12 protein-coding genes are annotated in these 11,858 nt (G+C 63.9%); 10 read left to right on the top strand and 2 right to left on the bottom strand.

Going from position 1 to position 11,858, the window contains the following annotated elements:
- From R3280_RS13610 to lnt, 5 genes are all read left to right on the top strand, one after another.
- Window positions 1-815: MiaB/RimO family radical SAM methylthiotransferase (locus R3280_RS13610; protein WP_318999156.1), on the top strand; the 815-nt coding region annotated here is incomplete at its 5' end.
- Between the two features lie 354 nt (window positions 816-1,169).
- The gene (locus R3280_RS13605) at window positions 1,170-2,153 is read left to right on the top strand and encodes a PhoH family protein (protein WP_318999155.1); all 984 of its coding nucleotides are present in this window, start codon (window positions 1,170-1,172) and stop codon (window positions 2,151-2,153) included.
- Window positions 2,150-2,623: an rRNA maturation RNase YbeY gene (ybeY, locus tag R3280_RS13600; protein ID WP_318999154.1), complete on the top strand. Its 474-nt coding sequence runs from the start codon at window positions 2,150-2,152 to the stop codon at window positions 2,621-2,623. Before R3280_RS13605 ends, ybeY begins: the two co-directional genes overlap by 4 nt.
- Window positions 2,620-3,465, top strand: coding sequence for an HlyC/CorC family transporter (locus R3280_RS13595; RefSeq protein WP_318999153.1), 846 nt, complete (start codon window positions 2,620-2,622; stop codon window positions 3,463-3,465). The genes ybeY and R3280_RS13595 overlap by 4 nt, the downstream gene beginning before the upstream one ends.
- Window positions 3,452-4,978, top strand: coding sequence for an apolipoprotein N-acyltransferase (gene lnt / locus R3280_RS13590; protein WP_318999152.1), 1,527 nt, complete (start codon window positions 3,452-3,454; stop codon window positions 4,976-4,978). The genes R3280_RS13595 and lnt overlap by 14 nt, the downstream gene beginning before the upstream one ends.
- A 9-nt stretch (window positions 4,979-4,987) precedes the next feature.
- Here lnt and R3280_RS13585 read toward each other — a convergent pair whose 3' ends face one another.
- Window positions 4,988-5,560, bottom strand: coding sequence for a zinc ribbon-containing protein (locus R3280_RS13585; protein ID WP_318999151.1), 573 nt, complete (start codon window positions 5,558-5,560; stop codon window positions 4,988-4,990).
- 157 nt (window positions 5,561-5,717) lie between these two features.
- Between R3280_RS13585 and leuS the strand changes: the two genes are divergently transcribed.
- The 5 genes from leuS (at window position 5,718) to R3280_RS13560 (ending at window position 10,996) form a co-directional block, all read left to right on the top strand.
- On the top strand, window positions 5,718-8,303 hold the full coding sequence (leuS, locus tag R3280_RS13580; protein ID WP_318999157.1) for a leucine--tRNA ligase: 2,586 nt from the start codon (window positions 5,718-5,720) through the stop codon (window positions 8,301-8,303).
- Window position 8,304: 1 nt separating this feature from the next.
- Window positions 8,305-8,877, top strand: coding sequence for an LPS assembly lipoprotein LptE (gene lptE / locus R3280_RS13575; RefSeq protein ID WP_318999150.1), 573 nt, complete (start codon window positions 8,305-8,307; stop codon window positions 8,875-8,877).
- Window positions 8,874-9,878 carry a DNA polymerase III subunit delta gene (gene holA / locus R3280_RS13570; protein WP_318999149.1) on the top strand — a complete coding sequence of 335 codons (1,005 nt, stop codon included), beginning with the start codon at window positions 8,874-8,876 and terminating at the stop codon, window positions 9,876-9,878. The genes lptE and holA overlap by 4 nt, the downstream gene beginning before the upstream one ends.
- 114 nt (window positions 9,879-9,992) lie before the next feature.
- Complete coding sequence (locus R3280_RS13565; protein ID WP_318999148.1) at window positions 9,993-10,256, top strand: hypothetical protein; 264 nt, start codon at window positions 9,993-9,995, stop codon at window positions 10,254-10,256.
- Window positions 10,257-10,363: 107 nt separating this feature from the next.
- Window positions 10,364-10,996 carry an endonuclease gene (locus R3280_RS13560; RefSeq protein WP_318999147.1) on the top strand — a complete coding sequence of 211 codons (633 nt, stop codon included), beginning with the start codon at window positions 10,364-10,366 and terminating at the stop codon, window positions 10,994-10,996.
- A gap of 88 nt (window positions 10,997-11,084) precedes the next feature.
- On the opposite strand, the gene R3280_RS13555 is transcribed toward R3280_RS13560, so the two are convergent.
- Window positions 11,085-11,858, bottom strand: a 774-nt coding sequence (locus R3280_RS13555; protein ID WP_318999146.1) for an acyl-CoA dehydrogenase C-terminal domain-containing protein, incomplete at its 5' end; no start/stop codon positions are given.

Below are 11,858 nucleotides of genomic sequence, written 5' to 3'. Positions count from 1 at the left end.
GGCCCCTCGACGACATCCTCGCGGAGGCGGTCCAGCTCGCCGACCAGGGCGTGCGCGAAATCAACCTGCTGGGCCAGAACGTCAACGCCTACCGGGGGCTCAGCTTTGATGGCGACTTCATCGACCTGGCCACGCTGATCACCTATATCGCCGCCTGTGAGGGCATCGACCGCATCCGCTACACCACCTCCCATCCGGTGGAGTTCTCGGACGCGCTGATCGACGTCTACGCCCAGGTGCCGGAGCTGGTGAGCCACCTGCACCTGCCGGTCCAGAGCGGTTCCGACCGTATCCTGGCCGCCATGAAGCGGGGCCATACTGCCTTGGAGTACAAATCCAAGTTGCGCCGCCTGCGCAAGATCCGCCCGGACATCAGCTTCTCCTCCGACTTCATCGTCGGTTTCCCCGGTGAGACCGAGAAGGATTTCGAGGACACCATGAAGCTGATCAACGACATCGGCTTCGACGTATCCTTCAGCTTCGTCTACAGCGCCCGCCCCGGCACTCCGGCATCGGACCTGCCGGACGACACCCCGATGGAGGTGAAAAAGCAGCGCCTGGCCATCCTGCAGCAGCGCATCAACCAGCATGCCCAGGACATCAGCCGCAAGATGGTGGGTACCACCCAGCGCATCCTGGTGACCGGACTGTCCAAGAAAGATCCCGGCGAGTACGCGGGACGCACCGAGAACAACCGGATCGTCAACTTCCGGCATGAGAATCCGGAGGTGGTGGGTCACTTTATCGATGTGGAGATCAGGGAGGCGAAGCCTAACTCTTTGCGGGGCGTCCCGGTTGATTCGAAGTTATATTAGAGCCCTGCAGGGAGCTGCCTGAGGCAGCGAGCATGAGAGCGGTGAGGGACCTCCTCCCAAAAACCAATACGAGCACCCCTACGGGGTCCGGCCAGCAATCGCAGATTGCTGGCGTTCGTCCCGGCATGAAGCGATGCTTCATAAACGCCGGGCCTCACCCATGTGCGCTTGTTTCAGGCCATCCCTGGCCTTCAACATTTTTGGAAGGGGTTACCCGCCACTCTCCCTCAAGTCGGTGCGAGCCTACTTGTTTTCTTTCCGGCGGGCCTGCACATAGACGGAAAGGCCGCGGCCACGCACCCAAACCTGTGAGCTTGCTCCTGAGTTGATGCTCAGAAAATCAGTGGAGACTATTTGAAAACCAACGACGCCAGACAGTTTGATCTGCACCCTGCCGACCAGCAACGGCTGGCCACCCTCTGCGGCCAGTTCGACGAGCACCTCAAGCACATTGAGCGCCGCATGGGCGTGCGCATCGGCCGCCGCGGCCACCATTTCCGTGTGGAAGGCGAGACCGAGCACGTGGCCGCCGCCACCGAAGTCATCCGCCATTTGTACCGGGAAACCGAAGCCACCAACGACATCACCCCGGACACCGTGCACCTGTTCATCCGGGAATCCGGCTTCGAGCGCCTGCCCGAGGAAGTGCCGTTTGACGGCAGCCTCACCGTGATCAAGACCCCCAAGCTGCAGGCCAAGCCCCGGGGTGTGAACCAGCAGAAGTACGTGCACAATATTCGCACCCACGATCTCAATTTTGGCATCGGCCCGGCCGGCACCGGCAAGACCTGGCTGGCGGTCGCCTGTGCCGTCGAAGCCCTGAAGGACGAACAGGTCAAGCGCATCCTGCTGGTACGACCCGCGGTGGAAGCCGGCGAGAAACTGGGGTTTCTGCCTGGCGACCTGGCCCAGAAGGTCGACCCCTACCTGCGCCCCCTGTACGACGCTCTCTATGAAATGCTCGGCTTCGACCAGGTGACCCGCCTGATCGAGAAAAGCGTCATCGAGATTGCACCGCTGGCCTTCATGCGCGGCCGTACCCTCAACAACTCGTTCATCATCCTGGACGAGAGCCAGAACACCACCCGCGAGCAGATGAAGATGTTCCTCACCCGCATCGGCTTCGGCTCCACCGCGGTGATCACCGGCGACACCACCCAGGTGGACCTGCCCCGCGGCCAGAACTCCGGGCTGGCCCACGCCGCCGCCATCCTCAACAACGTCTCCGGTATCGGCTTCACCCGATTCGAGGCCAAGGACGTGGTGCGTCACCCGCTGGTGCAGCGCATCGTCGAAGCCTACGATGCCTTTGACGAGAATGCCGGAGGCGCCAAGTGAGCGGTCTTGCCGTAGACATCCAGCGGGTGGTGGACGACGCCGACCTGCCCACCGACGCCGAGTTCGAACGCTGGGCCAACCTGGCCTGGCAGGCGGAAGAGCCGTCCGAGGTTACCCTGCGTATTGTGGACCGGGAGGAGAGCGCCGAGCTCAACGGCCTCTACCGTCACAAAACCGGTCCCACCAACGTGCTCTCCTTCCCATTCGAGGCGCCGCCGGGTATAACAGTGCCGCTGGCCGGGGATCTGGTGATCTGTGCCCCCGTGGTGCGTGATGAAGCCCATGAGCAGGGTAAAAGCCTGTCCGGCCACTGGGCGCACATGGTGATTCATGGCATGCTGCACTTGCAGGGTTATGATCACCTGACAGACGATGAAGCAGACATTATGGAAACGCTGGAAATCGCCCTGCTCAAAGAGCTGGGATTCAGCAATCCGTACGAATCAGAGGAAACGGAACAAGACTCATGAGCGACGATCAGTCGAGTCGCAGTCAGGGCAGCAAGTCCTGGCTGGAGCGTATATCACAGGCTTTTTCCAACGAGCCGGAGTCCGTCGAGGACGTACTGGAAATCCTGCGGGATGCCGAGACCCAGAACATCATCGATGCCGACGCCATGAGCATCATCGAAGGCGCCATGCAGGTGATCGACATGCGGGTCGATGAGATCATGATTCCCCGCTCCCAGATGATCACCGTCAAGGCCTCTTCCGAGCCCAAAACCTTCCTCAAGGACGTCATCGAATACGCCCACAGCCGTTTCCCGGTGATCGGCGACAGCCAGGATGACGTCATCGGCATCCTGCTGGCCAAGGACCTGCTGCCGCTGGCCCTGGACAACGAGCTCAACTGGACCAAGATCCGCGAGATCCTGCGCCCACCCACCTTCGTGCCGGAAAGCAAGCGACTGAACCAGCTGCTCAAGGAGTTCAAGGAAAACCGCAACCACATGGCCATTGTGGTGGACGAGTACGGTGGCACCGCCGGCCTGATCACCATCGAGGACGTCCTCGAGCAGATCGTCGGCGAGATCGAGGATGAGCACGATTTCGACGAAGAGACCAATATCAAGGGTCGCGGCGACGGCAGCTTCGCGGTCAAGGCGGTAACGCCGGTGGAGGATTTCAACGAGTTCTTCAACACCGAACTGGACGAAGAGGAGTTCGACACCATCGGCGGCGTCGTGCTCAAGGAGTTCGGGCACCTGCCCCGCCGCGGCGAATCCGTGGAAATCGGCGGCCTGACATTCACCATTGCCAATGCCGACAACCGGGTTATCCGCCTGCTCCAGGTGACCCGTGGCACCAGCTGACCTGTCACCCCGATTGCGGCGCTGGCTCGACCCCCTGATTCTGCTGCTGGCCGGTGGCCTGCAGACCCTCACCTTTTCGCCATTCCACTGGTGGTGGCTGGCGCCGGTTTCCGTTGTACTGATCCTGCTGGTGTGCCTGGACCTGAGCCCGGCCAGGCTGTTCCGGGCCGGCTGGGTATTCGGCGTGGGGCTGTTCGGCACCGGTGTGTCCTGGGTCTACATCAGTATCAGCGAGCACGGCAACACCTCCGCGGTCATTGCCGTGCTGCTCACGGTCATCTTCGTGGCCGGCCTGGCGCTGTTTCACGGATTGGCGTTCTGGGCCTGGGGCCACCTGGCCAAGGCCAGCCGTGTGCGCCGGCTGCTGTTGTTCCCGGCAATCTGGATCCTGGGGGACTGGCTCCGCAGCTGGCTGCTCACCGGCTTTCCCTGGTTGTTCCTCGGCACCGCCCAGGTGGACGGGCCGCTGGCGGGACTGGCACCGCTGGTGGGCGTGTACGGCGTCAGCTTCTGGGTCGTGATGACCGGAGCCCTGGCACTTGGCGCCTGGTGGCTGGTGCAGGCGGGCCGGCGCATCAGCGCCGTGCTGGTGGTGGTGCTGGCGCTGGCGCCCTGGTTTGCGGCGCCGTCCCTGAACCGGGTCGACTGGACCCTGCTCGCGGACGAGCCGATGACGATTGCTGCCATGCAGGGCAACATTCCCCAACGCATCAAGTGGGACCCGGATTTCCTGCGGGACCAGATCCAGATCTACCTGGAGCTGACCCAGGAGCACTGGGACCGGGACCTGATCCTCTGGCCGGAAACGGCTATTCCCCTGCCCCAGGACCAGGCCGGGCCGGTGATCGAGTTCATCCGCGAGCAGCTGGGCGACAACAGCACCCTGATCACCGGCATTCCCTGGTTCGGCTACAGCGAGCAGCTCAATGACGCCACTTTCCGCAACAGCATCATGGCCATCGGCGACGGCGAGGGCATCTACCACAAGCAGAAGCTGGTGCCCTTTGGCGAGTATGTACCCCTGCAGCAATGGCTGCGCGGGCTGATTGGCTTCTTCGACCTGCCCATGTCGGACTTCTCCCGCGGCCCCGAGAACCAGTCACCGCTGCTGGCCGGTAACCACCAGGTCATGCCGTTCATCTGCTACGAGGTGGCCTATCCGGACTTCGTGGCCCGCTATGCCAACGGCACGGACCTGCTGATCACCATCAGCAACGACGGCTGGTTCGGCGACTCGCTGGGCCCCGAACAGCACCTGCAGATTGCCCGCATGCGGGCCCTGGAAACCGGACGCTATATGCTGCGGGGTACCAACAACGGCATCACCGCCATCATCGACCACCGTGGCCGCATGACCGAGGCCATTCCCCGCTTCACCCGGGCCACCATGCTGGGTGAGGTCCGTACCGCCTCCGGCGCGACGCCCTACATGCTGTCAGGGTCTTGGCCGGCCCTCACCCTGGCCGCCATCCTGATCGTGTTCGTGCGGGAACGGGAAATCCCCAGGGACTGACAGTCGCCATCAGGACTCGGGCCGGGCCTTTGGCTCGCCCTTTTCCGGCGGCCAGCGCGCGGTCACCCGCTCGAAGTAATGGGAATTGCAGGCCTCACAGGGCTCGATGTGGCTGGTTCGGGTCAGGCAGCGCATGTGGCCGCAGGCCAGGCAGCGCAGCACGCCGGCGGTGGCGATCTCGCCGCTGATGTAGTGGCCGCCATCGGGGTTGTGGATTTTCTGGTCCAGCTCCAGGTTCTCCACCAGGGTCTTGTCGGCGATGCTGAACAACATGTCCGCCAGCTGGCGCTCGATCAGCGACAGGTCCAGACGCAGCCAGTCCGCCAGGCTCTCCTCCGTGTCCTCGCCGAAGTAGTTCATAAGGTGTTCGAGGTCGCGCCGCAGGTAGGCCGCCAGCAGGGCGATCTCATCCCGGGTCATCTCCTCCAGCTCCACCTCGTACTCGACGGCGTTGTCGATCTCCCGGCGCAGCTCGTCCAGGGACGTGTGCTCCACCTCCCTCAGCCGCGACTCCACCCGTTCCAGCATCCGGTTGTACACCTTCAGCGCCTGGCCTGAAAATCCGTTGCGGGACTCTGTCATTGGTGACTCTCCTGAAGGGGAAACTTCCGCTCTCATCGCCTTCAGTCTGGCACAGGTTGATCCGGCCTGCAGGCTACCTGTGGAGGGCCGGGTACGATAGAATGTCGGGCCGTTTGGCAACTCTTTTCGACCACAGGTAACTTCAGTAATGGCAGGAATGGACGAGCAATACAGCCCTCGCGACGTTGAGCAAGAAGCCCGACAGTTCTGGCAGGACAACCAGACCTTCCGCGTCACCGAGGACCCGGGCAAACCCAAGTACTACTGCCTGTCCATGTTCCCCTACCCCAGCGGCAAGCTGCACATGGGCCACGTCCGCAACTACACCATCGGCGACGTGATTTCCCGCTACCAGCGCATGCAGGGCAAGAACGTGATGCAGCCCATGGGCTGGGACGCCTTCGGCCTGCCGGCAGAGAACGCCGCGGTAGCCAACAAGTCCGCGCCTGCCAAGTGGACCTACGCCAATATCGATTACATGAAGAACCAGCTCAAGCAGCTGGGCTTCGGCTACGACTGGAGCCGCGAGCTGGCCACCTGCAAGCCGGACTACTACCGCTGGGAGCAGTGGTTCTTCACCCAGCTTTACGAAAAGGGCCTGGTGTACAAGAAGATGTCCACCGTCAACTGGGACCCGGTGGACCAGACCGTACTGGCCAACGAGCAGGTGGTGGACGGCCGGGGCTGGCGTTCCGGTGCCCTGGTGGAACAGAAGAAGATTCCCCAGTGGTTCATCCGCATCACCGATTACGCCGAAGAGCTGCTGGCCGACCTGGACAAGCTGGAGGACTGGCCGGAACAGGTCAAGACCATGCAGCGCAACTGGATCGGCAAGTCCGAGGGCACCGAGCTGACCTTCGGCCTGCAGGGTCGGGAAGACGGTCTCACAGTCTACACCACCCGCCCCGACACTCTGATGGGGGTCAGCTACATGGCGGTGGCCGCCGAACACCCGCTGGCCAGGGCCGCCGCCGAGCACAGCCGGGAAGTGGCCGAGTTCATCGACCAGTGCCGCAACGCCAAGGTGGCCGAGGCCGACATGGCCACCATGGAGAAGAAAGGCGTGGATACCGGCTACCAGGCCATCCACCCGCTGACCCAGGAACTGGTTCCGGTCTGGGTCGCCAACTTCGTGCTGATGGAATACGGCACCGGCGCCCTGATGGCGGTGCCGGCCCACGACGAGCGTGACCACGAGTTCGCCCTCAAGTACCGGCTGCCCATCAAGCAGGTGATCGCGCCGGTGGACAACCGCGAGATCGATACCTACGAGAAGGCCTTCACCGAAAAAGGCGTGCTGGTGTCCTCCGGCAAGTACACCGGCCTCACCAGCGAGCAGGCCTTCGACGCCATTGCCCAGTTCCTGGAACAGGAAGGTATCGGCCGGCGTAGGGTGAACTACCGGCTGCGGGACTGGGGTGTCTCACGCCAGCGCTATTGGGGTGCCCCCATTCCCATGATGACCCTGGCCGACGGCACCGAGCGCCCGGTGCCGGAGGACCAGCTGCCGGTGACCCTGCCGGAGGACGTGGAGATGGACGGGGTGAAATCCCCCATCAAGGCGGACCCGGACTGGGCCAGGACCAGCTTCGACGGCCAGCCCGCCACCCTGGAAACCGACACCTTCGACACCTTCATGGAGTCGTCCTGGTACTACGCCCGTTTCTGCAGCCCCAACTACGACAAGGGCATGCTGGACCCGGCCGCGGCCAACTACTGGCTGCCTGTGGACCAGTACATCGGCGGTATCGAACACGCCATCCTGCACCTGCTTTATGCCCGCTTCTTCCACAAGCTGTTGCGGGATGTGGGTCTGGTAACCAGTTCCGAGCCCTTCAACCGGCTGCTGTGCCAGGGCATGGTGCTGGCGGAAACCTACTACCGGGAAGACGACAACGGCGGCAAGCAGTGGATCTCCCCCGCCGATGTCCGTGTCGAGCGGGATGACAAGGGCCAGGCCATCGCCGCTTACCACAAGCAGGACGGTCAGCCGGTACAGTCCGGCGGCACCACCAAGATGTCCAAGTCCAAGAACAACGGCATCGACCCCCAGGCCATCATCGACCAGTTCGGTGCCGATACCGTGCGCCTGTTCATGATGTTCGCGGCACCGCCGGAGCAGTCCCTGGAATGGTCCGACAGCGGCGTCGAAGGCGCCCATCGCTTCCTCAAGAAACTGTGGCGCATGGTCAGCGAGCACACCAGCCACGGCGAGGCGCCGGCGCTGGATCCGGACGCCCTGAACGACGCCCAGAAAGACGTACGCCGCAAGACTCACGAGACCATCGCCAAGGTCAGTGACGACATCAGCCGCCGCCTCACCTTCAACACCGCCATTGCCGCGGTGATGGAGCTGCTCAACGAGGTCGGTCGCCTGCCGGGCAACGACGGCCAGAGCCGGGCGGTGGAACACGAAGCCCTGCGCACGGCGGTGCTGATGCTGTCGCCGATTGCGCCCCACATCTGCCATACCCTGTGGTTCAGCCTGGGCAACCGTGAGCCGGTGGTGGACGCGCCCTGGCCGGAAGTGGACCAGCATGCGCTGGTGCGCAGCACCATCCAGGTGGTGCTCCAGGTCAACGGCAAGGTCCGCTCCCGTGTGGATGTACCGGCGGATATCGACAAGCCGGCGCTGGAAACCCTGGCCCTGCAGGATGAGAACGTCAAGCGCTTCATCGAAGGCAGCACCGTGCGCAAGGTCATCGTGGTGCCGGGCAAACTGGTCAACGTGGTGGCCAACTGATATGCCCGCTACGGCCGCGCTCCCGATCCGCTCACTGCTGCTGGCAATGAGCCTCGCGCTGGCCGGCTGCGGCTTCCAGCTCCGGGGCCAGGCCCCGGTGCCGAACGCCATTGAGCCGCTGGCGGTAGAGTGCAGCGACAGTGTGCCGCTGGCGCTGTGTGAGAGCGTCCGGGATCAGCTGGCCCTCGGCGACATCAAGCTGGTGGAGCCGGCCGAGGCCGCCTACCTGCTGCGGCTCGACCGTTTCAGCGAGCAGCGCCGCGCCAGCGCCATCACCCTGCAGGCGGCCGCCGCCGAATACGATCTGCGCCAGTCGGTGTCCCTGTCCGTGATCAGCGCCGACCAGGTGCCGCTGGTTGCCGCCGCCCAGGTGACCAGCAGCGACACCTACAGCTACGACGAAGCCAATGTACTGGCCAAGCGCCGCGAGGAGCAGGAGGTCCGTACCGACCTCTACCAGCGCCTGGCCCAGCAGGTGATCTTCCGCCTGGCGCCGCTGGACAGTGAACGCATCCGGACCCTGCGCGCAGCCCATCAGGACGATGACAGTGCCCCAGCGGGAAGCCAGCAGTGAAAGCCCAGCCGGCACAGCTGCCCCAGCTCCTGAAGAAAAGCCTGAGCCCGGTTTATCTGGTCTCCGGGGACGAGCCGCTGCTGGTGCAGGAGGCCTGCGACCAGATCCGCCAGTCCGCGCGGGAGGCCGGCTTCCAGGACCGTGTCACCTTCCACGCCGACCGGCAGCTGGACTGGGGCAGTGTGGCGGAGGAGTTCAGCGCCCTGTCCCTGTTCGCCGACAAACGGCGCATCGAGATTCACCTGCCCACCGGCAAGCTCGGTGACGGCCGCGGTGTCATTGAACAGGTGCTGGCGGACCCCGGCGAGGACATCGTGCTGATCCTCATCAGCGCCAAGCTGGACCCGGCGGAACTGCGCCGCAAGTGGTACAAGCTGCTGCAGAGCGCCGGTGTTCACGTCACCGTCTGGCCGGTGGACACCGACAAATTCCCGGCCTGGCTCCAACAGCGCGCCCAGAGCCGCGGCCTCACCCTGACCCGGGGCGCGCTGGCCATCCTCAGTGAACGCCTGGAAGGCAACCTGCTGGCCGCCAGTCAGGAGATCGAGCGGCTCGCCCTGTTCAGCACCACCGGCACCATCGACGAGGACACCGTGGAGCAGGCGGTACAGAACAGCGCCCGCTTCAACCCGTTCGAGCTGGTGACCGAAATCCTTGCCGGCCGCGCCGCCCACGCCTGCCGGATACTGGGGGCGTTGCAGCAGGAAGGCGAGAACCCCCTGGGCCTGCTCAGCGTGCTCAGCCGTGACATCAACATGACCCTTGCCCTGCAGCGTGCCTTGGCGCAGCGGGAGGTCGCCGCCAACTTCCTGAAGAACAACGGCGTCCGCCAGCCCCAGAGAGCCCGGGTCCTGGAGCAGGCCGCCCGCCGGCTGTCACCCCGGCAGCTCACCCTGGCCCTGACCCGCTGCAGTGATATCGACCGCGCCGCCAAGGGGTTTGGCGAGCACTCCCCCTGGTTTCACCTGCGCACCCTCAGTACCGAACTGGCCCTGCGCTGACCGGCGCCCCCCTCTTGACAGCTTTCCGGTGTCGGGCGCATCTTGAGTTTCAATCAGCAAACTCGAGCGCTGGCGGCCCCAGTCGAGCGGTTGCCGGCAAAGGAGGTGACAACCATGAGCTGGAAAGACGACCTGAAAAACCTGAGAGAAACCATCCAGCAGTACCGGGATGAAGCCCGGGTGCAGCTCCACCTGGCCCGGGAAGACGTCAAGGACGAGTGGGACGACCTGGAGGAGTACTGGGATCGCTTCCGCCGCAAGCTTGAGGAAATCGCCCGCGACGCCGAGGACACCAGCCAGGAAACCCGCAAATCCGCCAAAGCCCTTGGGGATGACCTCAAGCGGGGCTACGATCGCTTGCTCAACCGGCTGAAATAGAGGCTTACACAAGGCGACAAATTCATACCAGGATGACGGCACCCGGCCAGCCGGCTGTGCCATACTGATGGAAAGCGTGAACAGACCGTCAGATTCTGAGTACCGTCATGACCCGAATATCAGGTATTGCCACTGCACTGGTGCTGCTCTGCCTGAGCGGCACCCCAGCGGCCCAGACCCCGGCTGCCGATCCCGAAACGGTGGTCCGGGATCTGTTCTGGGGCCAGCTTATGGCCAACGGCGGTGAAACCTTTTTCTGCAAGCAACCCTTCACCCGAAAAGGCTTTACCGTGACCGAAGGCCATATCTACCCTTTGAGCCACGTCCGCAATGCCCTTAAATGCGGCACCCCCACCCAATGTGAGAAGCTCGACCAGTACCGGCGTATCGCCGCCGACCTGCACAACCTGGTACCGGTTCAGAGCCGGATCGAAATGTGGCGACGCAACGCCAAGTACGATGAGCTCGGCGACAGCGCCTCCGAGAAAGACTGCGGCATGCGGGAGAGTACCCAGTTCATCGAACCGCCGCAGCAGATCAAGGGCGACATCGCCCGCACCATCGCCTATATGGTCCAGAGCTACGGCCTGCCGTGGCTGGGTTTGAAGTCCACCTATGTGGAATGGAACCGGATCGACCCGCCGGATGAAAAGGAGCTGGCCCGGGACCTTGCCATCGCCGGCCTCCAGGGCCAGGGCAACGCCTTTGTCACGGATCCGGGCAGCCTGGCGAATCTCTAGTGTTGGTCGGCCTGGTCTATCCGCGCGCAAAGGCCGGAGCAGGAACGGGAAAGTGGGCCGGCCACCGGGTGGCAGCCGGCCGCGGGGATCAGAACTCGTCGGCGGTCAGGGCCATCATGGAGTCGCTGCCGCTGCGGATGCTTTCCGCCAGTGACACGGTCTTGGGCAGCAGACGGTCGAAGTAGAACCGGGCGGTCTTGAGCTTGCCGGTGTAGAAGCCGGAGGTATCCCCTTCCACCTTGTCCGCGGACGCCTTGACGATCTTCACCCACATGTAGCCCAGCGCGGTGAGGCCGAACAGGTCCAGGTACTCCACCGATGCGGCGCCGATGGCGTCCGGATTCTGGGCCGCCTGGCCGATGACCTGTTCGGTCACGTCCGACAGCCGCTCCAGGGCCGCTGCCAGCGGCGCCAGGTAGGGCCGCAGGGCCGGGTTACCGGCATTCTCCTCGATGAACGCCGCCATGTCCTCGGCGAACAGTTCGTAAAGCGCGCCCTGATTGGCCACGACCTTGCGACCCATCAGGTCCAGTGCCTGGATACCATTGGTACCCTCGTAGATCTGGGTAATGCGGCAGTCCCGCACCAGCTGCTCCTGGCCCCACTCACGAACGAACCCGTGACCACCGAAAACCTGCTGGCCCAGGATACAGGCCTCGAGACCGCGGTCGGTGAGGAAGGCCTTGGCCACCGGCGTCAGCAGGGCCACCATGCCCTCGGCCTGCTTGCGGCGGGCTTCGTCCTCGGCGTACTTGGCGATGTCCAGATACCGTGCCACGTAGGTGGAGAAAGCCCGGCCGCCCTCGATATAGCCCTTCATGGTCAGCAGCATGCGGCGCACGTCCGGATGCACGATGATCGG

The sequence above is a fragment of the Marinobacter sp. genome (genome assembly GCF_033722195.1).
Lineage (GTDB): Bacteria > Pseudomonadota > Gammaproteobacteria > Pseudomonadales > Oleiphilaceae > Marinobacter.
The sequence above is the reverse complement of the archived record's forward strand: the minus strand, read 5'-3'. Positions and strand labels throughout refer to the sequence as shown.

Excerpts from the sequence above, each read along its gene's own strand:
- R3280_RS13560 (WP_318999147.1), top strand. The coding sequence starts at position 10,364 with ATGACCCGAATATCAGGTATTGCCACTGCACTGGTGCTGCTCTGCCTG.
- R3280_RS13565 (WP_318999148.1), top strand. The coding sequence starts at position 9,993 with ATGAGCTGGAAAGACGACCTGAAAAACCTGAGAGAAACCATCCAGCAG.
- R3280_RS13585 (WP_318999151.1), bottom strand. The coding sequence starts at position 5,560 with ATGACAGAGTCCCGCAACGGATTTTCAGGCCAGGCGCTGAAGGTGTAC.
- lptE (WP_318999150.1), top strand. The coding sequence starts at position 8,305 with ATGCCCGCTACGGCCGCGCTCCCGATCCGCTCACTGCTGCTGGCAATG.
- R3280_RS13595 (WP_318999153.1), top strand. The coding sequence starts at position 2,620 with ATGAGCGACGATCAGTCGAGTCGCAGTCAGGGCAGCAAGTCCTGGCTG.
- leuS (WP_318999157.1), top strand. The coding sequence starts at position 5,718 with ATGGACGAGCAATACAGCCCTCGCGACGTTGAGCAAGAAGCCCGACAG.